The sequence below is a fragment of the Actinoplanes sp. CA-051413 genome, assembly GCF_050955795.1.
In the GTDB taxonomy this organism is placed as follows: Bacteria; Actinomycetota; Actinomycetes; order Mycobacteriales; family Micromonosporaceae; genus Actinoplanes.
Window position 1 is genome coordinate 7,907,320 of record NZ_CP192100.1, and the last position, 18,343, is coordinate 7,925,662.

At 72.5% G+C, this 18,343-nt stretch carries 19 protein-coding genes; 14 read left to right on the top strand and 5 right to left on the bottom strand.

The features are described 5' to 3' along the window. Positions 1-31 precede the first annotated feature (31 nt). From ACQP2Y_RS37160 to ACQP2Y_RS37195, 8 genes are all read left to right on the top strand, one after another. Positions 32-1,282 carry a type III PLP-dependent enzyme gene (locus tag ACQP2Y_RS37160; RefSeq protein ID WP_433720884.1) on the top strand — a complete coding sequence of 417 codons (1,251 nt, stop codon included), beginning with the start codon at positions 32-34 and terminating at the stop codon, positions 1,280-1,282. Continuing rightward, positions 1,272-2,597, top strand: a complete 1,326-nt coding sequence (locus tag ACQP2Y_RS37165) for a hypothetical protein (protein WP_433720885.1) — start codon at positions 1,272-1,274, stop codon at positions 2,595-2,597. Before ACQP2Y_RS37160 ends, ACQP2Y_RS37165 begins: the two co-directional genes overlap by 11 nt. 40 nt (positions 2,598-2,637) lie before the next feature. Beyond that, positions 2,638-3,294 (top strand): alpha/beta hydrolase, encoded by a 657-nt coding sequence (locus ACQP2Y_RS37170; RefSeq protein WP_433720886.1) that lies wholly within the window; start codon positions 2,638-2,640, stop codon positions 3,292-3,294. A gap of 266 nt (positions 3,295-3,560) precedes the next feature. Beyond that, the gene (locus tag ACQP2Y_RS37175) at positions 3,561-5,309 is read left to right on the top strand and encodes a discoidin domain-containing protein (protein WP_433720888.1); all 1,749 of its coding nucleotides are present in this window, start codon (positions 3,561-3,563) and stop codon (positions 5,307-5,309) included. Between the two features lie 57 nt (positions 5,310-5,366). After that, complete coding sequence (locus ACQP2Y_RS37180; protein WP_433720889.1) at positions 5,367-6,638, top strand: DUF1996 domain-containing protein; 1,272 nt, start codon at positions 5,367-5,369, stop codon at positions 6,636-6,638. Between the two features lie 97 nt (positions 6,639-6,735). Next, positions 6,736-7,782 carry a LacI family DNA-binding transcriptional regulator gene (locus ACQP2Y_RS37185; RefSeq protein ID WP_360825994.1) on the top strand — a complete coding sequence of 349 codons (1,047 nt, stop codon included), beginning with the start codon at positions 6,736-6,738 and terminating at the stop codon, positions 7,780-7,782. Between the two features lie 33 nt (positions 7,783-7,815). Then, complete coding sequence (locus tag ACQP2Y_RS37190; protein ID WP_433720890.1) at positions 7,816-8,535, top strand: hypothetical protein; 720 nt, start codon at positions 7,816-7,818, stop codon at positions 8,533-8,535. Positions 8,536-8,544: 9 nt separating this feature from the next. Next, positions 8,545-9,186, top strand: a complete 642-nt coding sequence (locus ACQP2Y_RS37195) for an SDR family oxidoreductase (RefSeq protein WP_433720891.1) — start codon at positions 8,545-8,547, stop codon at positions 9,184-9,186. Here the strand turns inward: ACQP2Y_RS37195 and ACQP2Y_RS37200 are convergent, their stop codons facing one another. Next, complete coding sequence (locus tag ACQP2Y_RS37200; protein ID WP_433720892.1) at positions 9,187-10,116, bottom strand: hypothetical protein; 930 nt, start codon at positions 10,114-10,116, stop codon at positions 9,187-9,189. It lies immediately after the preceding gene. A gap of 80 nt (positions 10,117-10,196) precedes the next feature. Here ACQP2Y_RS37200 and ACQP2Y_RS37205 point away from each other — a divergent pair, with 80 nt between their 5' ends. Then, positions 10,197-10,901, top strand: a complete 705-nt coding sequence (locus ACQP2Y_RS37205) for a tetratricopeptide repeat protein (RefSeq protein WP_433720893.1) — start codon at positions 10,197-10,199, stop codon at positions 10,899-10,901. Beyond that, positions 10,898-11,335, top strand: coding sequence for a TIGR03618 family F420-dependent PPOX class oxidoreductase (locus ACQP2Y_RS37210; protein WP_433720894.1), 438 nt, complete (start codon positions 10,898-10,900; stop codon positions 11,333-11,335). Before ACQP2Y_RS37205 ends, ACQP2Y_RS37210 begins: the two co-directional genes overlap by 4 nt. Positions 11,336-11,350: 15 nt before the next feature. On the opposite strand, the gene ACQP2Y_RS37215 is transcribed toward ACQP2Y_RS37210, so the two are convergent. After that, on the bottom strand, positions 11,351-12,304 hold the full coding sequence (locus ACQP2Y_RS37215) for a GNAT family N-acetyltransferase (protein WP_433720896.1): 954 nt from the start codon (positions 12,302-12,304) through the stop codon (positions 11,351-11,353). Positions 12,305-12,410: 106 nt separating this feature from the next. Here ACQP2Y_RS37215 and ACQP2Y_RS37220 point away from each other — a divergent pair, with 106 nt between their 5' ends. Together ACQP2Y_RS37220 and ACQP2Y_RS37225 are read left to right on the top strand one after the other, a co-directional pair. Beyond that, entirely contained in the window at positions 12,411-13,316 is a 906-nt protein-coding gene (locus tag ACQP2Y_RS37220; RefSeq protein ID WP_433720898.1) for an LLM class flavin-dependent oxidoreductase, read from the top strand. A gap of 74 nt (positions 13,317-13,390) precedes the next feature. Further along, complete coding sequence (locus tag ACQP2Y_RS37225; RefSeq protein ID WP_433720900.1) at positions 13,391-13,918, top strand: DUF3558 family protein; 528 nt, start codon at positions 13,391-13,393, stop codon at positions 13,916-13,918. A gap of 51 nt (positions 13,919-13,969) precedes the next feature. On the opposite strand, the gene ACQP2Y_RS37230 is transcribed toward ACQP2Y_RS37225, so the two are convergent. Beyond that, on the bottom strand, positions 13,970-15,160 hold the full coding sequence (locus tag ACQP2Y_RS37230) for a beta-1,3-glucanase family protein (protein WP_433720902.1): 1,191 nt from the start codon (positions 15,158-15,160) through the stop codon (positions 13,970-13,972). 318 nt (positions 15,161-15,478) lie between these two features. Here ACQP2Y_RS37230 and ACQP2Y_RS37235 point away from each other — a divergent pair, with 318 nt between their 5' ends. After that, positions 15,479-16,141: a carbohydrate-binding protein gene (locus ACQP2Y_RS37235; RefSeq protein ID WP_433720904.1), complete on the top strand. Its 663-nt coding sequence runs from the start codon at positions 15,479-15,481 to the stop codon at positions 16,139-16,141. Between the two features lie 55 nt (positions 16,142-16,196). On the opposite strand, the gene ACQP2Y_RS37240 is transcribed toward ACQP2Y_RS37235, so the two are convergent. Next, positions 16,197-16,583, bottom strand: a complete 387-nt coding sequence (locus ACQP2Y_RS37240) for an Hsp20/alpha crystallin family protein (RefSeq protein ID WP_433720906.1) — start codon at positions 16,581-16,583, stop codon at positions 16,197-16,199. Between the two features lie 97 nt (positions 16,584-16,680). Next, the gene (locus tag ACQP2Y_RS37245; protein WP_433720908.1) at positions 16,681-17,106 is read right to left on the bottom strand and encodes a cupin domain-containing protein; all 426 of its coding nucleotides are present in this window, start codon (positions 17,104-17,106) and stop codon (positions 16,681-16,683) included. Between the two features lie 44 nt (positions 17,107-17,150). Here ACQP2Y_RS37245 and dinB point away from each other — a divergent pair, with 44 nt between their 5' ends. Continuing rightward, positions 17,151-18,341, top strand: coding sequence for a DNA polymerase IV (gene dinB, locus ACQP2Y_RS37250; protein WP_433720910.1), 1,191 nt, complete (start codon positions 17,151-17,153; stop codon positions 18,339-18,341). Positions 18,342-18,343 lie beyond the last annotated feature (2 nt).

An 18,343-nucleotide genomic window follows, 5' to 3' on the forward strand; every position in this document is an offset into this window, starting at 1 on the left:
CCCCACCCCCCACCACAGTTCAGGAGTCCGCATGACCGCCGCCCTCACCGGCACCCGCGCTCAGCTCCCGGCCCAGTGGCCCGCCGCGCTGTCCCCGCACTGCCTCGAGGTCATCGACATGCCCACCCCGTACCTGGTCACCGATCTCGACACGGTCGTGGACCGGCTGTCGGCGTTCACCGCGGCACTGCCGGGCGTGCTGCCGTGTTACGCCATGAAGTGCAACCCCTCGCCGGAGATCCTCGCGACCCTGCGGGACCACGGCGCGAGCTTCGAGGTCGCCTCGCTGGGCGAGCTGCGGATGCTGGAGCGCCTCGGCGTCGACCCGGCCGGCGTGCTCTTCAGCAACCCGGTCAAGGCGCCGGGGCACATCGCGGCCGCGCACGCCGCCGGGCTGTGGCGCTTCAGCTTCGACTCGGCCAACGAGCTGCGCAAGATCGCCGAGCACGCCCCGGGCAGCGCCGTCTACCTGCGGTTGCTGGTGGACGACACCGCCAGCTCGTTCCCGTTGTCGCGCAAGTTCGGCGCCGAGCTGCCCGAGGCCCGCGACCTGCTGGTGCTCGCCCGGCGGCTGGGGCTGCGCCCGTACGGGATCACCTTCCACGTCGGCTCGCAGTGCGGCAACGCGGCCGCCTGGCGGCACGCCCTCGGCGCGACCGGGGCGATCATGGCCGACCTGCTCGACGACGGCATCCGGCTCGACATGATCGACCTCGGTGGCGGCTTCCCCGCCCGCTACCAGGCCGACGTGCCCTCGATCGGCGAGATCGGTGCCATGGTGCTGCCCGCACTGGCTGAGCTGCTGCCGTACCGGCCGGAACTGCTCGTCGCCGAGCCCGGCCGGCACCTGGTCGCCGAGGCCGCGGTCATGGCCGTCGGGGTGATCGGCCGGGAGGTCCGCGGCGGCCGCGACTGGCTGTTCGTCGACGTCGGCGCCTACAACGGCATGATGGAGACGATCCAGGTGCCGACCGGCTGGGACTACCCGATCTGGTCGTCCGTGCCCGGTCACGGCGAGGTCGCCACGCTGCCCTTCACCATCACCGGTCCCAGCTGCGACAGCTCCGACACGATGTTCCACGGCGTCGAGCTGCCGGCCGGCATCGACGTGGGCGACGTCGTCTACATCGGCTCGGCGGGTGCCTACACGCTCAGCTACGCCTCGGCTTTCAACGGTTTCGCGCCACCCACGCCGCTGTTCGTCGGCGGCGGCGCCGGCGAGCCGGACCTGCGGGAGCTGACGGATGAGCTGGTCCGGTCCGGAACCTCCGGTGGTCACTGACCGCAAGCGGCGTGAGCCCAGGAGCGGCGGGCACCGCCGCGTCGGACCGGTCGGCCTGCGCCGCGCCGGCCGGGTACGCGAGCTCGTGGTGTCCGGCGTCATCGACTCGTTCGGCATGGCGCTGGGCTGGACGGTCCTGGTGCTGCTGGCCGTCTCCCGGGGCGGTCTCGCCGAGGCCGCCCTCTACAACGCCGCGATGCTCATCGGCGTGGTGCTGTCCGCGCCGGTCACCGGCTGGCTCTCGCGGCGCTACGCCGGCCGGACGCTGCTGCGCGGGGCCGCCGGCACGGAGATCCTGCTGCGGGTCGGCGCGCTGGCCGGGCTCATCGTGGGCCTGCCGTCCTGGCTGATCGCGGTCGCCGTGACGGCGATGCACGTGGCGGCCTGGGTGGGCTTCGCCGCGATGCGGGCCGAGGTCGCGGCGGTGGACGCCCGGCCGCGGTCGATGACGCGCTACGCGCTGGCCATCGCGGCCGTCGAAGCCGCCGGCACGGGGCTGGGCGCGCTGCTGCCGGCCGGCCCGGACGGCTACCCGACCGGCTGGCCGCTGGTGCTGATCTTCATCGCGTACGCGGGCTCGCTGATCCCCACGATCATCAGCTCGCGCCGGGCCCGGATGATGCCGCACGGCGCGGCCCGCCGGATCATGCCGGCCCGGATCCTGCGGTACGCCGTCAGCACCCTGACCGGCGGCACGGGGATCACCGGGCACCGGCGCGGCCCGGCCCGCCGCCCCCGTCGCCGGCTCGCGGTCTCGCCCCGGCTGCTCGTCGCGGGCGGCGGCATCATGCTGCTGGCGTCCGGACCGACGCTGCTCGCCATCCCGCTCACCACCGAGCTGCACGGCCGGCACTGGGTGGCCGGCGCCGCCATCGCGTTCAGCCTCGGCTGCCTGCTGGCGACCGTGGCGGTCGAGGCGATCGGCACCATGAAGCTGCCGGCGGTCCTGCGCTGGACGCTGTGGGGTGTCGCCATGCTGGTCGGCTGGCTCGGCGCGCCGATGCACGCGGTCAGTGTGCTGATCGCCCAGTTCCTCGCCGGGGTGAGCCAGACGGCGTTCGAGGGCGACATGGACGCGCTGGTCGCGGACGAGGCGCCGGCCGACGGCATCACGACGGCGCTGGCCTACAGCGCGTCGGTCCGGGCTCTCGGCGGCTCGGTGGCGGTCAAGCTGCTGCCGATGATGGTCACCGCGCAGGCGATCGACAAGGCGGTCAGCGCGGCGGTGCTCGCGCTCGGCGTCGCCGCGCTGCTGATCTGGGCCGTGACCGCGCTGCCGCGGCTGCACCGGCCGCCGGTGCCGATACCGGAGTGAGGCCGGTATCCGCGGGCCGGAAACGGGTAGTGAAGGGGACATGACCAGCCACCCGACCGCGTTCGCGCCCCGGACCCCCGTCGAGCCCGGCCCCGCGCTCGACATGTCCGGTCCCCGCGAGCACGCCCGCGCGGTGGTGCTGCTGCTGCCCGGCGGCCGGGCCACCAGCGTGGCGCCGGCCCGCCGGGGTCTGGCCCATCTGCGGATGGTGCCGTTCGCCCGGGCGATCAGCTGGAGCACCCGCGGTCACGAGGTCGCGGTCTGGACGTTGCGGTACCGGGTGCGCGGCTGGAACGGCGACGCGCAGGATCCGGTGCGCGATGCCCGCTGGGCGCTGGAGGAGGCGCGCCGGTCGCATCCCGGTGCACCGGTCGTGCTGGTGGGCCATTCGATGGGCGGGCGGGTCGCGCTGCGGCTGGCCGGCGAGCCCGGGGTGGTCGGCGTGTGCGCGCTGGCGCCGTGGATCGAGGCCGGCGAGCCGGCGCCCCGGCCCGGCGCGACGATAGTGATCGCGCACGGTGACGCGGACCGGGTGACGGACCCGCGGTCGTCCGCCGCGTACGCGGCCCGGATCGGCGCCTCGTTCGTGCCGGTTCCCGGTGAGACGCACACCCTGCTGCGACGGCCGGTGTTCTGGACCCGGCTCGTCACCGCCTTTGTGACGACGGCTCTCCAGCCGGCGGCGCACGCCCGCTGACCTTCCGCCCGGTTCCGGAACCTGGCGTTGCCGGCGGGGCCACTGATCGCCCCGCGTGCCCGTTCACCTGCATCGATCCGCTTTGCGCTCTGAGAACGTGCACGAGAAAGCGCTTCCCGAGGCTCTAGCAGGCATTGACACCCGTTAACCGGCGGTTCAGAGTGACGTACCAAAGAGCGCTTTCTCATCCCCGAAGCAGTTCTGAAACCGCTCCGACACATCCTGCTGGTTTCCCCACCTCTTGATTCCCGCAAGGAGGACCGTCCATGAGTCCTGAAGTTTTCCGAAGTGGCGGGCGCCGCCTGGCGCCCGTACGGGTCGCCGCGCTCACCTTCGCCCTGCTCGGCCTGCTGGCGGCCTATCTGGTCGCCACGGTCCGCAACGCCGACGCGGCCGAGGTCGTGGTCTCCCAAGGCAAGCCGACCACCGCCTCCTCCGTCGAATGGGAGGGCACGCCCGCCTCCGCCGCCACCGACGGCAACACCGGCACCCGCTGGTCCAGCGCCTTCGCGGCGGCCCAGTGGCTGCAGGTCGACCTCGGCGCCACGACAGCGGTCAGCAGCGTGAAGCTCAACTGGGAGGCCGCGTACGCGACCGCCTTCACGGTCCAGTTCTCCACCAACGGCACGACCTTCACCAACGCCACGGGCACCCTGCGCGGCAACGCCGGCGAGCAGACGATCACGGTCGCCGGCAACACCCGCTACGTGCGGCTCAACCTGACCGAGCGGGCCCTGTCCATCTACGGCTACTCGCTGTGGGAGTTCCAGGTCTTCGCGGGTGGCAGCACGCCGACCACTCCGCCGACCGGCCCGACCACGCCGCCGCCCGCGGGCAGCGCGACGCTGCTGTCCTACAACAAGCCGGGTGCGGCGTCGAGCGAGCAGAACGACGTCAACTGCAACCCGTGCACCGTCGGCAAGGCCTTCGACCTGGACCCGGCGACCCGCTGGGCGACCAGCTCCACCACCGGCTGGGTCGACCCCGGCTGGATCTACGTCGACCTCGGGGCCACGGCCCAGATCAGCCGGGTCGAGCTGCAGTGGGACCCGGCGTACGCGACCTCGTACAAGATCCAGGTGTCGCCGAACGCGAGCAGCTGGACCGACATCTACTCGACCACCACCGGCAAGGGCTTCAAGGAGGTCCTGAACGTCAGCGGCACCGGCCGTTACGTGCGGATGTACGGCACCGCCCGGGCGACCCCGTACGGCTACTCGCTCTACGACTTCAATGTCTACGGCACCGGTGGCGCCCCCAACACGCCGCCGGCCCAGCCCGCCGACCCGGCCTTCCCGGCGAGCCGGCTGGTCTTCAACGACGAGTTCAACGACCCGTCCGGCACCAAGCCGAGCACGGCCAAGTGGACCTACGACCCGGGCGTGCCGCAGAACGGCGAGGCCCAGTACTACACCGAGAACAGCAACAACGCGCAGATGAACGGCCAGGGCCAGCTGGTGATCGAGGCCCGCAAGGAAGCCTCCAACGGCCGCGAGTACACCTCGGCCCGGATGAACACCACCGGCAAGTTCACCACCCAGTACGGCCGGGTCGAGGCCCGGATCAAGGTGCCGAAGGGCAACGGCCTGTGGCCCGCGTTCTGGATGATGGGCGCCGACTTCCTCACCGGCCGCCCGTGGCCGTACAACGGCGAGATCGACATCATGGAGGTCCTCGGGCGCAACACCAGCGAGGCGTACTCCACGCTGCACGCCCCGCAGTACAACGGCGCCGGCGGCTACGGCCAGAAGTACGCCACCGTGGACCTGTCGCAGGACTTCCACGTCTGGGCGGCGGAGTGGGACAGCAAGGGCATCAAGTTCCTGCTCGACGGCAACCAGGTGTTCTACGCCAGCAAGGCGACCGTTGAGGCGACCCGCGGGCCGTGGATCTTCGACCACCCGTTCTACCTCATCCTCAACCTGGCCGTCGGCGGCGACTTCCCCGGTCCCGTCGACGCCTCCACGCCGTTCCCGGCCCGGATGCTCGTCGACTACGTCCGCGTCTACAAGTGAGCTGACCCCCGCGCCGGGGCGGGTTTCCCCGCCCGCCCCGGCCCAGGAAGGATCCCCATGCGCAAACGACGTCTGTTCACCGCGGCCGCGGTCGCGACCGTCCTCACCGGCTTCGTGGCCGTCACCCAGGGCTCGGCCAGCGCCGCCGACGGGCTGCTGTCGGCGAACCGGCCGGCCACGGCCTCCTCCCTCGAGTCCGCGGCCTTCCCGGCCGCCAACGCCGTCGACGGCAACCCGGGCACCCGCTGGTCCAGCGCGTTCAGCGACCCCCAGTGGCTGCAGGTCGACCTCGGCGCCACCGCCTCCCTGTCCTCGGTGGTGCTGGACTGGGAGGCCGCGTACTCGCGCACCTTCAACCTGCAGACCTCCGCCAACGGAAGTTCGTGGACCACGATCAAGGCCGATGTCGCCGGCACCGGCGGCCGGCAGACCGTCGCCGTCACCGGCTCCGGACGCTACGTCCGGCTGCAGTCCACCGCCCGCGCCACCCAGTGGGGTGTCTCGCTGGCCGAGTTCGAGGTGTACGGCAGCGGCGGCGGCACCGCTCCCCCGCCGACGATCCCGCCCGGCGCCGTCCGGGTGGCCGAGTTCCTCGCGGACTGCCCGTTCAGCCACCGGCTGCCCGACGACCCGATCGTGTTCCCGAACATGCCGGGCGCCTCGCACATGCACAGCTTCTTCGGCAGCACGGTGACCAACGCGAACTCGACCGTCAACGACCTGTTCAACGCGAACAGCAACTGCAACCCGTCGATCGACAAGTCGTCGTACTGGATCCCGACCTTCTACAACGGCAACACCCCGGTCGAGCCGACCACCGGCATCTTCTACTACCTGGGTGAGGGCGTCCGGGACGACCTGATCGCCCAGACCCAGCCGCTGCCGTTCGGCCTGCGGATCGTGGCCGGCAACGCCAAGGCGACCGGCCCGGCCGACGCGTCGAACTCGCGCTGGTCGTGCCTGCACGCCGGGCAGGTGGGCTCGTCCCACAACTTCGTGGAGTGTCCGGCCGGCACGATGCTGGAGTCGTACCTCGACTTCCCGCAATGCTGGAACGGCCGCGACCTGGACTCGCCGGATCACAAGAGCCACATGGCGTACCCGGTCAACGCCGCCTGCCCGGCGAGCCACCCGGTCGTCGTGCCGAAACTGCGGCAGGTCATGCGCTACCCGGTGAGCGGCAGTCCGGCGAACTTCCGGCTGGCCTCCGGCAACGGGTACAGCATGCACGGCGACTTCTTCAACGCCTGGCCGGTCGACGAGATGGCCCGCCGGGTGAACGACTGCATCCGGATCATCGTCAAGTGCGGCACGAACGGACGGCCGTGAGATGACGTCCGCAGCCGCCGGGGCTCGTCGCCGCCCCGGCGGCTCCGGGCGTGAAAGCGCTCTCAAGCGAAAAACGCCTGGTGCTATAACAGACGCCATGACTACCCGGCCCTCCCGCGCAGGGCAGCACCCGACGATGGACCAGGTCGCCGAGGCGGCCGGGGTGTCGCGGGCCACCGTCTCCCGGGTGATCAACGGCGCCCCCAGCGTCGACGCCAAGATCCGCGAGATCGTCCAGCGCGCCATCGCCGACACCGGCTACGTGCCCAACGTGGCGGCCCGCTCGCTGGTCACCCGCAAGTCGAACTCCGTGGCCCTGGTGATCTCCGAGCCCGACCGGCCGCACAACTCCTCGTTCCTCAACCGGATCTTCACGGATCCGTACTTCGGCCGGATCACCGCCGGCGCCACCGGCGCGCTGCGCCCGCACGACGTGCACCTGGTGATCATCCCGACCGACTCGACGGACCACCACCACGTCATCCGCTACCTGCGCCAGGGCCACGTCGACGGGGTGCTGCTGATCAGCAGCCACGAGCAGGACCCGCTGCCCCGGCAGGTGCACGAGCTCGGCATCCCGGCGGTCGTCTCGGCCCGGCCCGCGTCGCCGCTGGCCGCCAGCTTCGTCGACGTCGACCAGCGGCTCGGCGCCCGGCTCGCCGCCGAGCACCTGCTCAGCCGGGGTTGCCGCCGGCTGGCCACGATCAGCGGGCCGCTGGACATCCCGGCCGGCTCCGACCGGCTCGACGGCTTCCGGTCCTTCCTGGCCAACCGCGGCCTGGGCGACGTGCCGTCGATCGAGGGTGACTTCACCCGGCACGGCGGCGAGGAATGCGCCCGCCGGCTGCTGGCCGAGCACCCCGACATCGACGGCCTGTTCGTGGCCAGCGACCTGATGAGCGAGGGCGCGCTGCGCGCGGTGCAGGATCTCGGCCGCCGGGTCCCCGACGACATCGCCGTGGTCGGCTTCGACGACAGCAGCGCCGCTCTGGACTGCCGGCCGCTGCTGACCACCATCCGCCAGCCGGTCGAGGAGATGGCCGCTGAGATGGCGGAGGTGCTGATGGCCCACATCGCCTCCCCCGGCCGGCTGCCCCGCTCGGTGACCTTCCAGCCGACGCTGGTGATCCGCGAGTCCGCGTGAAACCCGGTCGACGACATCGGCCATCATGACCGCGTGGGCGACCTTGCGATCAATCTCCTGGCGAGCGTCATCGCCGGTACGGCCGTCTGGCTCGCCGGCTTCCTGCTGCGCCGCCGCAAGCTGAGCCGCGAACGCGCCTTCTTCGGCCTCACCGAGGGCGCCAGTTGTCTGCTGGTGGTGTCCCGGCACGCCTCGTCGCCGCGCGAGTTCAGCGTGCACCGCCGCGACGTCGCCGCGCTGGTGGAGCTGGCGACCATCGCCCGCGAGTGCGGCGCGCACGCCGACCGGGTCGGGGAGAACCAGCCGACCGGTGAGATCGGCCGGCTCACCGAGTTCTGTGTCGGCGGCCCGGGCGGCGCCAGCCCGCGCAGCGCCACCCACGTGCGCACGATTCTGCGCGGCGTGACGTACGCCATCTTCGACGACGAGAAGCCCCGGCTGTCGTTCACCGTCGGCGGCACCGAGTACGTCCTCACCCCGGAGACCAGCTACGTCCTGCTCGCCCGGTTCTGGGGACCGGCCGGTGGACACCCGGTGTTCTTCATCGGCGGCCTGAGCGCGGGCAGCAACCTCGCCGGCGCCCGCTACCTGGCCACCAACCACCCCGAGCTGGCCCGCCGGTACGGCGCCGACCGCCCTTTCGCGCTGGTGCTGCGCATCGTCGAGCCGGCCGCCTACGGCACCGACTTCACCGAGCTGGCGGCCGACGTGACCGACGTCGCCTTCCAGCCGGTCCCGCAGCCGGCGGAGTAGAACAGAGTCATGGACATTCTCGTCGCCGGCGGCCACGGCAAGGTCGCCCTCCGCCTGCTGGGCCTGCTCGCCGCTCAGGGGCACACCGCCCGTGGCCTCATCCGCTCCCCTGACCAGGCCGCCGACCTCACCGCGCTCGGCGCTGTCCCGGTCATCGGCGACCTGGAGAACGACGAGACGCTGAACGCGTACGTGCAGGGTGCCGACGCCGTGGTCTTCGCGGCCGGGGCGGGGCCGGGCAGCGGGGCCGCACGCAAGCGGACGGTCGATCTGGGCGGCGCGGTCAAGCTCGCCGACGCGGCCCGCGCCACCGGGGTACGCCGCTACGTCATGGTCTCCTCGATCGGCGCCGACCGGCCGGACTCCGCGGGCGAGTCGATGCGGGCGTACCTGCAGGCCAAGGCCGAGGCCGACGACTACGTACGGGCGAGCGGGCTGGACTTCACGATCGTGCGGCCGGGGTCGCTCACCGACGACCCCGGCACCGGCCTGGTCCGGGTCTCGGCCGAGCTGGGCAACCGGGGGCCGGTGCCGCGGGACGACGTGGCGGCGGTGTTGGCCGCAGTGCTGACCACACCCGCCACCATCGGCACCACGTTTGAGCTGTTCGCCGGCGACACCCCGATCCCGGAAGCGCTCGCCGCGCTGTAGTCACGCCGTCAGCAGGTCCTGCCGCTCGCGCATCAGTCCGCTCCAGTGGGCACGGGCCGCCTCGGTGCGCCGGACGACGTCCTGGCGTACCTCCGCGACCAGCCCGGCCGACCCGTCGGTGTTGCGGATCGCCTGATTGATCTGGTCCCGCATGAGCAGGTCCGAGAAGAAGACCTGCGCGACGCCGGTCGGCGGGACCACCGGCCGCGGGGCGTGGCCCAGCGGCCGGGCCAGGCCGACGTCGGCCAGCTCGGTGTGCAGCACCACGAGGCAGCGGTCGGCGTGGGCCGCCGACCGGGCGACCCCGTCGAGCCAGTCCGGCGTACGCAGCGCCACCGCGCCGCCGAGCAGGTTGTTGCTCGTCTGGCGGCCCGAGAGCCGGTCGAGCTGCCGGCGCAGCTCGACCAGCGCACCCAGCGCGGCGTCCGCGGCCCGGCCGGCCTCATGCAGCTCACGCAGCTCCGCCTCCACCCGGCCGCGCTCGCCGGCCAGGGCCAGCAACCGGGTGACCTGCGGGCCACCGGTCCGGCGCAGGTGGCTCTCCCTGTCGTCGACCGCCCGCGCGAAGCGGGCCGGCAGGTCGGCGAACTCGGCCAGCCGCGCGTCGACGGCCGCCCGCTCGGCGCGGAGGGCGGCGAGCCGGCTCTCGCCCTCGGCGACCCGGTAGCGCGCCGCTTCGGCCTCGGCCTGCTCGCGGGACAGCTCCTCGGCATGCGCGCCGCGCAGGGACACCAGCACCCGGGACAGCGAGACGCCCTCGAGGCGCTCGACGTTGCGGACCTCCCCGGCCCACTGCGCGCGCAGCTCGGTCAGGGCGGCCGCCTGCTCGGTGAGACGCTGGTCCAGCTCGGCACGCCGGGCGCGGAGCAGCTCAGCCTCGCGGACCAGTCCGGCGAGCGCGGTCAGGCGGGTTTCGATGTCGTCGGTCACGCCCTTGATTCGAGCAGGCCGGGGCAAGCAAACGCGCGGGCGGACAGCCTGGGCGCCGATCCGCCGGTAGCCTGCGAAGGATGGGGACAACGGGGGACACACTGGCGGCCGGCAACGAGGCGATGGTCGAGGCCGCGTTCCGGACCGGGGACTACGAGGCGGCCGAGCGGACCTTCGAGGAGCTGCTGACCCAGGCCCGGGCCGACGGCGACCGGGCCCTCGAGGCCGCGGTGCTGGACCGGCAGGCGATGCTCATGCACTTCCGGGCCCTGGAGGACGAGGACCTCGGCAAGGCCGACAGCGAGGGTGAGGAAGCCCTCTTCCAGCAGGCCCTGGAGATCCGGCGGGACCTCGGCGACCCGGCCGGCACGGCTGAGTCGCTGTTCGGCGTCGGACTGGTCCACCAGGTGCTGCGCCAGGACTGGGAGGCCGCCATGCCGTACTACTGGGAGGCTCTCGACCTGGCCGACCGGTACGGCGACCTGCTGCTGCGCTCCGAGGTGCACCGCCACGTCGGCTTCTACTACGCGGCGTCCGATCTCCAGTCGGACAAGGCGCTGGAGCACCTGCGCATCTCGCACGAGCTGCGCGCCGAGCTCGGCGACCCGCGCTGGATCCCGGGCGGCACGATGGCACTGGGCATCGCCGAGCTGGCCGACGGCCTGCGCGAGCAGGGGCTGGCGCACGTCCGGGAAGCGGTCGCCCAGGGCCGGGAGGCCGGCCTGAGCCCGCACCGCATCGCCTGGATGCAGGACTTCCTCGACAAGGCGGAGGCCGAACGGTGACAACCCTGTCCGAGGCGTGGAGCCTGGCCGCGAACGAGAGCGGCCTGGCCATCGTCTCCACCCTGCGCGCCGATCAGACGATCCAGTCCTCGCTGGTGAACGCCGGCGTCGTGGCGCATCCCGGGACCGGCGAGCAGGTGCTGGCGTTCGTCACGTACGGCCGGGTCAAGCTGGCCAACCTGCGGGCCCGGCCCCAGATCACGACGGCGTTCCGCAGCGGCTGGCAGTGGGCCACGGTCGAGGGCCACGCCGAGCTGGCCGGCCCGGACGATCCCCGGCCGTGGCTGGACGCCGATCGCCTGCGCCTGCTGCTGCGCGAGATCTTCACGGCGGCGGGCGGCTCCCACGACGACTGGGCCGAGTACGACCGGGTCATGGCCGAGCAGCGGCGCACCGCGGTGCTGATCAGCCCGACCCGGGTCTACAGCAACTGACCGCTGGCAGTCGGGTCACCGGGCCGGTAGGTGCTTGGCCAGCTGCTGGGCCAGCAGGCGGTAGCCCAGCCGGTCGTAGAGCCGGCGGGCCCCGGTGTTGGCACCGTGCACGTTGAGACCCATCGTGGCGACGCCCCGCCGCGCCAGCTCGGCCTCGACCGCGGCGATGGCCGCGCGGCCGTGACCCCGGCGGCGGTAGGGCTCGTCGATCTCGATGTTGTGCAGCCAGCCCAGGGCGACCCGCGGCGGCGCCGGCAGACCGGCCCAGACCCACCCGACCGGTACGCCCCGCGCCACCACTGTGCGCAGGAGCATCCCCGGGGTCCGCGCCCCGTCGGGGAGCAGCTCGGCCAGCTTGCGGGCGGCCCGGTCCTCGGCCTCGCCGTGCCACAGGCCCCGCTCGTGCACCAGATCCTGGGCGTAGTCGGCGAACAACGCCTCGATCCGGCTCCGGTAGTCGGCCATCGGCACCAGCTCGATCCCCTCGGCCACCGGCACCTCGGCCAGCGAGCGCGAGCGCTGCTCCGCGGTCACCTCGAAGCCGAGCCGCTCGTAGAGGCGACGGGCTGTGTTGTTGTCACCGAAGACGTTCAGGCCGATCGCCGGCACGCGGCGGGCGACGAGCTCCGCCTCCGCGGCGGTGATGATCGCGCCGGCGTACCCCCGGGACCGGAACGGCGGATCGACCTCGATGTCGTTGATCCAGGCGAGGTCCGGCACGGTCGTGCCGGGCAGCGACAGCCAGATCCAGCCGACCTCGGTGCCGTCCAGCAGAGCCTTGCGCAGCAGCTGGCCTCGGGTCGCCGGACCGCGCGGCAGCCTCTCGGCGACGTCCCGCTCGGCCTCGGCCCGCGCCTGCGCGGGAGTCAGCGCCCGCGCCGTGGTGATCGCCTGCGCGTAGCTCGCGACCAGCAGCGCGCGGCGGCGCACGAAGTCGTCCGGGTTCATCTCCACGAGAGTCAGCGGCATGCGGTGACCCTTTCCGACCGGGGGAGAAGCCTGTGTCGACATTGTGCCCCGCGGCCACCGTCCGGCCCGGTAGCCCGCCCGATCGGCGGGCAGTACGGTGAACCGCATGTTGATCAGCTGCGGATGCCCGGTCTCCGGCGTGTGGGCGGATCCCCTGTCCCTGACCGGGTTTGCGATGCGCGCCGAGGAGCTGGGCTACCACGGCCTGTGGTCGTTCCAGCGGCTGCTGGCCGGTGATGAGCAGAATCTGCAGCCGGTCTACCGCAGCGTGCTCGATCCGCTGCTGGCGCTGACCTACGCGGCCGCCCGCACCACCGACATCCGGCTCGGGGTGGCCGTCATCAACCTGCCCTACCTCTCCCCCACCTACCTCGCCAAGCAGGCGAGCACCCTGGACGTGCTCTCCGGCGGCCGATTCGACCTGGGTCTGGGCACCGGCTGGTCCGAGGTGGAGTTCGTGGCGACGGGCTCGGACCCGAACCCCCGCGGCCGCCGCACGGAGGAGTATCTGCGCGTGCTGCGGGCCCTGTTCACCGGTGAGCACGTCGCCTTCGACGGAGAGTTCTACACCGTGCCGCCGAGCGTCATGGCTCCCGCGCCGGTGCAGCCCGGGGGTCCGCCGATCCTGCTGGGCGGCACGGCGGATGTCGCGTTGCGGCGCGCCGGGCGGATCGCCGCGGGCTGGGTCAGCAGCAGCCGGGCCAGCCTCGAGGACATCGCGCGGGGTGCGCAGATCGTGCGGCGCGCCGCCGAGGAGTCGGGCCGCGACCCGGACGCGCTCCGGATCGTGGTGCGCGGCGTGGTCAAGGCCGGGCTGCGCGAGAACGGCGTGCCGCTGTCGGGCACCTGGGACCAGATCCGGGGCGGCGCCCAGCTCTACGCCGAGGCCGGCGTCACCGAGCTGTTCTACGACCTCAACTGGGATCCGTTCATCGGTTCACCGGACGGCGACCCGCGGGCCGCCGGGGAACGGGCCGAGGAGATCCTGTCCGCGCTCGCCCCTAACGGCTGAAGTTCTCCCGCCTCCGTGCCATCTGCCCGTACCGGCTCTTCCGGTGCCCCGGCGCGACCCGGCAACCTGGGCGCATGAACCATCGCCGCCCGTTCGCCGCCCTCGCCGCCTGTCTCGCCCTGACGGGCTGCGGAGTGGTGGACCAAGTCTCGACGGCTTCCCCGCCGGCCGCCCCTTCGCCGACCGTCCCTGCACCGACCGCCGCCAGTGGACTGGGTGACTCGGTCAAGGACGCCGGTGACATCCCCGACCCGTGCACGCTGCTCAGCAAGAAGCAGGTCACCGAGCTGACCGGGCGGGAGATCACCCAGATCGACGAGGACGGGCTGCCGGCCGGCGACAGCAACCGCTTCTGCCAGTGGCAGCAGGCCGGCGGGCAGCTGGCCGTCTTCCTGGGCCGGACCACCGAGCAGGACTTCACCGTCAAGATCGCCGACGCGACGCCGGTGAACGACATCGGTGAGCGGGCCTTCCAGCTGGCCGGGCACCTCTACGTGCTCTACGGCACGGTCTCGATCGACGTCTACAGCCGCGGCGACAGCGACGACGAGAACCTGGCCGAGGCGACGGCGGTCGCCCAGGTGCTCATTCCGAAGATCTGAGCGACGGGTACGGCGCACCGCGGACTCCCGGTGCGCCGTACCCGCACGGTCCTACTCGAACGGCGTGAGCGTGATGCCGATCGCGGTCGGGTCGCCGCTGTGCACCAGCGACTCCTGGTTCGCCACGTCGTCGAAGGCGAACGCGTACGCCTTGCCGTCGACCATCTGCTCGTGGATCACCTTGTTGTACAGGTTGGTCGGCTCGTTGCGGTAGAACCTCGACGGGTCCGTGCTCGGCTCGACGGCCTGGGTGCCCAGGGTGGTCCGCTGCAGCGCCGCGCAGAGGCTGCGCGCGATCGGGCCGACGACGAGGTCGTTCGGGGCGCCGAGGTTGCCGTCGCAGCCCCAGACGTGCGCCGTGGTGGGCTTGGTGAACGTCGCGACCTGCGCGCCGGTGGCGTCGGTGAAAGCCATGACGTCGCCGCTGGTCCGGCCCTTGAAGATCTTGTCGGGCTGGTCGGCGAAGGGCTTCACGGTGAGGTCGGTGTTCTCGTACGCGGCCCAGGCCCGGTCGATGTAGGACGCCAGGTAGTCGGGGTCGAAGTCACCGCCGTCGGCGCCCTTGCCGGGAGCCAGCACGCGCAGCACAGTGCCGTCGGCGCGGGTCCGGACGAGACCGCTGAACGACGCGTCGGCCTTCATGGCGTCGATGACGGCGTTGCGCCCGCCGGGCTTGAGCTGACCCGTGACCGCGGTTGTGCCGTCGGAGCCGGTGGCGCTGACCGCGTGAGGCACGGCGAACATGTCGACCTGCGAGCTGTTGAGCCAGATGCCGGAGTCGTTGTAGGTGAACTCGCTCCAGTCGAACAGGATGTCGCTGTTGGGATCGCCGGCCGCCCAGGGTGCGGGCTGCACGAGACCGCCGTCCTGGCTGATCCTGAAGTCGAGCTTGTCGCCGAACGACATGTACATCCGGCCGGAGAGGCCCTTCGGCACCGGGATCGTCTTGCTGGCCCCGTCGGCCGGGCCGTTGATCGACACGTCGGGCGCCGGAGCGGGCGGGTTGGCCCCGCCGGTCCACGGGGTGAAGGTGCCGCCCTCGGTGACGTAGCCGAGCTTGCCGCCGCTGACGCCCAGCACGTACAGGTGGGTGGCTTCGCCGCGGCCGGAGTTGTTGGTGACGGTGAGCGGGAGCAGGTCGGGGCCGGTGGCGGCCTGGGCGGTGGGGATCACCGCGACGGCGGCGGGGATGGCGACCGCCGCGACGACGAGCCCGAGCAGAGATCTGCGGTTGAGACGCATGAGCACCTAACTGTCGGCCCCCGGATGACACCGGCCCGGCGAGAGGACATCCGCGCGGGAGGGATCCGGCGTCGGCCGGGCCGCTTCGGGGGCGGACAGGGAAGGGGGGTGCGTCCCGGCCATCACGCTCCGCTGTCGCTGAGAGCGCTCTCACCGAGCTTGGTACGGCCTCCCGGAGATGTCAACCGATGACGCCGGCCGATGTCCCCGCCGATAGCACAGCCTTCGCCGACCGGCACTTCGGCCCGTTACCGCAGCTCAACGTCCATGGTCGACACTTTTCGAAAAAGCCGGCCGCTGCGTTATCCTGCTGAGCCGATGACTACTCCAGCCTCCCCGCCGCCCGGCGTCTATCACTCCCGGTCGCGGGTCACCCGTAACCGGCTCGCGCTCGCCGCGGCCGGACTGGCCCTCGTCCTGCTCGGTTACCTGATCGGGCGCCTCCAGGGCGGATCGGACACCCAGGCCGCCGCCGCGGTCGCCGCCCCTCCGTCAGTGGCGTCGTCCCCCTCGGAGCCGGCCACTCCTTCGGCGGAGCCCTCACCCTCGCCGAGCACCCCGGCGCCCGGCGGCGTCGATGCCTATGCGGTGATCCAGGCCGAGACGGCCGCCGGCCAGCAGGGCACCCAGTTCCAGGAGACCGAGGACGAGGGCGGCGGGCAGAACATCGGCTGGATCAGCAACGGCGACTGGCTGCGCTTCGACGACGTGGAGTTCGGCAGCGAGCCGGCCACCAAGGTCGCCGTCCGGCTCGCCTCCGACGTGGACGGCGGCGGCGGCCGGATCGAGCTCCGCCTGGACAGCCCCGGCAACGCCCCGGTCGGCGCGGTGCCGGTCGAGGACACCGGCGGCTGGCAGGAGTGGCAGTCGCGCAGCGCGGACATCGAGCCCACCACCGGGCGGCACACCGTCTTCCTCACCTTCGCCCGCGACGACGCCGCCGAGTTCGTCAACCTGAACTACTTCGCGTTCGCCCACTGACGCACCGGGGCTGCGCACCTCGATCGGCGCACGGCCCCGGAAAAGCACCTGAACGTCAGGCGGCGGCCACCTCGAACTTGCGTGGCTTGGCCTTCTCGGTCACCGGGATGCTCAGGGTCAGCACGCCGTTGTCGTAGCGGGCGTCGAGCCGGTCGGTGTCCAGCGAGTCGGACAGGAAGACCTGCCGGCTGACCGGACCCATCGGGCGCTCGGTCACGACGTACTGCACGCCGTCGCGCTCGGCCCGCTTGCGCTGGGCGCGCACGGTGAGCACCTTGCGGTCCACGGTGATGTCGATGCCGGCCGGGTCGACGCCGGGCAGATCGATGTCGATGAAGAAGGAGTCACCCTCGCGGTAGGCGTCCAGGCGGGCGCCGGCGCTACGGGTGGCGGAGTCGAAGACGCGGGTGGTCAGGCGGTCGAAATCGGTACGCAGCACCATGGGAGGTTCCTCCGGTTGAAGGTTGAGCGTGTTGCACTCAACCTTGATAACCGGGGTGCCCCCCTGGTACTTCCTGAACAGCCCGTGAGCTGCGACACTAGGCCAGCCGGAAGTCCGCGAAGTCGAAGCCAGGCGACACCACGCAGCTCACCAGCACGGGCTCAGCACCGGCCGGGTACGCGCTCTGCCACACCCCGGCCGGCACCAGCGCCTGCGGATTCTCGGCGGTGAGCACGGCCGTCTCGCCACCCTCGACCGGATCGGGGCCGGCGCCGCCGTAGCGCAGCTCCAGCGAGCCCGAGTGCAGGAACCACAGCTCGTCGGACGCCACCACATGCCACGCGGAGAACTCGCCCGGCTGGAGCAGGAAATAGATGCCGGTGGCGGCGGCGCGCGGGCCCGCGTACCCGTCGGGCCGGATGGTGACCGCGGACCGGAAGGTCTCGCGGTACCAGCCACCCTCGGGGTGGGGTCGCAGATCGAGCTTCTCGGCCAGCGGCGGTCGCGTCGTCATGTCCCCCATCCTCGCGCGTCGCCGAATTCGAACACGTGTGCGAAGATGACGCGGTGTCCGACCAGGCGACCATCCTGCACGCCGACCTCGACTCGTTCTACGCATCGGTCGAGCAGCGGGACGACCCCGCCCTGCGGGGCCGCCCGGTCCTGGTCGGCGGCGGCGTCGTGCTGGCGGCGAGCTACGAGGCCAAGGCGTACGGCGTCCGCACCCCGATGGGCATCGCCCAGGCCCGCGCGCTGTGCCCGCACGCCCTCGTGGTCCCGCCGCGGATGTCGGCGTACTCGGCGGCCAGCAAGGCCGTCTTCGAGGTCTTCCGCGACACCACCCCGATCGTCGAGGGCATCTCCATCGACGAGGCCTTCCTCGAGGTCGGCGGGCTGCACCGGATCAGCGGCACCCCGGCCGGCATCGCGGCCCGGCTGCGCGCCGAGGTCCGCGAGCGGGTCGGCCTGCCGATCACCGTGGGCGTGGCCCGGACGAAGTTCCTGGCCAAGGTGGCCAGCGCCGTCGGCAAACCGGACGGCCTGCTGGTGGTGCCGCCGGGCGAGGAGCTCGCGTTCCTGCACCCGCTGCCGATCGAACGCCTCTGGGGCGTCGGCCCGGTCACCGCGGGCAAGCTGCGCGAGCACCGCATCCTGACCGTCGGGCACGTGGCCCGCATCGGCGAGGCCGCCCTGGTCACCATGATCGGCGCACACGCCGGCCGGCACCTGCACGCGCTCGCCCACAACCGCGACCCCCGCCGGGTCCGCACCGGCCACCGGCGCGGCTCGATCGGCTCGCAGTGCGCGCTGGGCCGCCGGCCGCGCCCGTTCGAGGAGATCGACGCGACCCTGGCCGCCCTGGTCGACCGGGTCACCCGGCGGATGCGCTCGGCCCGCCGGGCCGGCCGCACGATCACCCTGCGGCTGCGCTTCGGCGACTTCACCCGGGCCACCCGCTCCCGCAGCCTGCTCAAGGCGACCATGCAGACCAGCGCCATCCTGACCACGGCGCGCCAGCTGCTGGCCGAGGCCCGGCCACTGATCGACGAGCGCGGCCTGACCCTGGTCGGCGTCGCGGTCGGCAACCTGGACAGCGACGGCGCGGTGCAGCTGGAGCTGCCGTTCGACGAGCCGGTGGCCGACAGCCTGGACACCGCGCTGGACGCGGTCCGGGACAGGTTCGGCTCGTCCTCGGTGACCCGGGCGGCGGCGCTGGGCCGCGACCTCAACCCGTCGGTGCCGATCCTGCCCGACTGAGC

Coding starts and splice junctions, on each gene's coding strand:
- ACQP2Y_RS37235 (WP_433720904.1), top strand. CDS start 15,479: ATGACTACTCCAGCCTCCCCGCCGCCCGGCGTCTATCACTCCCGGTCG.
- ACQP2Y_RS37185 (WP_360825994.1), top strand. CDS start 6,736: ATGACTACCCGGCCCTCCCGCGCAGGGCAGCACCCGACGATGGACCAG.
- ACQP2Y_RS37225 (WP_433720900.1), top strand. CDS start 13,391: ATGAACCATCGCCGCCCGTTCGCCGCCCTCGCCGCCTGTCTCGCCCTG.
- ACQP2Y_RS37160 (WP_433720884.1), top strand. CDS start 32: ATGACCGCCGCCCTCACCGGCACCCGCGCTCAGCTCCCGGCCCAGTGG.
- ACQP2Y_RS37195 (WP_433720891.1), top strand. CDS start 8,545: ATGGACATTCTCGTCGCCGGCGGCCACGGCAAGGTCGCCCTCCGCCTG.
- ACQP2Y_RS37170 (WP_433720886.1), top strand. CDS start 2,638: ATGACCAGCCACCCGACCGCGTTCGCGCCCCGGACCCCCGTCGAGCCC.
- ACQP2Y_RS37245 (WP_433720908.1), bottom strand. CDS start 17,106: ATGGGGGACATGACGACGCGACCGCCGCTGGCCGAGAAGCTCGATCTG.
- ACQP2Y_RS37240 (WP_433720906.1), bottom strand. CDS start 16,583: ATGGTGCTGCGTACCGATTTCGACCGCCTGACCACCCGCGTCTTCGAC.
- ACQP2Y_RS37175 (WP_433720888.1), top strand. CDS start 3,561: ATGAGTCCTGAAGTTTTCCGAAGTGGCGGGCGCCGCCTGGCGCCCGTA.
- ACQP2Y_RS37215 (WP_433720896.1), bottom strand. CDS start 12,304: ATGCCGCTGACTCTCGTGGAGATGAACCCGGACGACTTCGTGCGCCGC.
- ACQP2Y_RS37220 (WP_433720898.1), top strand. CDS start 12,411: ATGTTGATCAGCTGCGGATGCCCGGTCTCCGGCGTGTGGGCGGATCCC.
- ACQP2Y_RS37205 (WP_433720893.1), top strand. CDS start 10,197: ATGGGGACAACGGGGGACACACTGGCGGCCGGCAACGAGGCGATGGTC.
- ACQP2Y_RS37230 (WP_433720902.1), bottom strand. CDS start 15,160: ATGCGTCTCAACCGCAGATCTCTGCTCGGGCTCGTCGTCGCGGCGGTC.
- ACQP2Y_RS37180 (WP_433720889.1), top strand. CDS start 5,367: ATGCGCAAACGACGTCTGTTCACCGCGGCCGCGGTCGCGACCGTCCTC.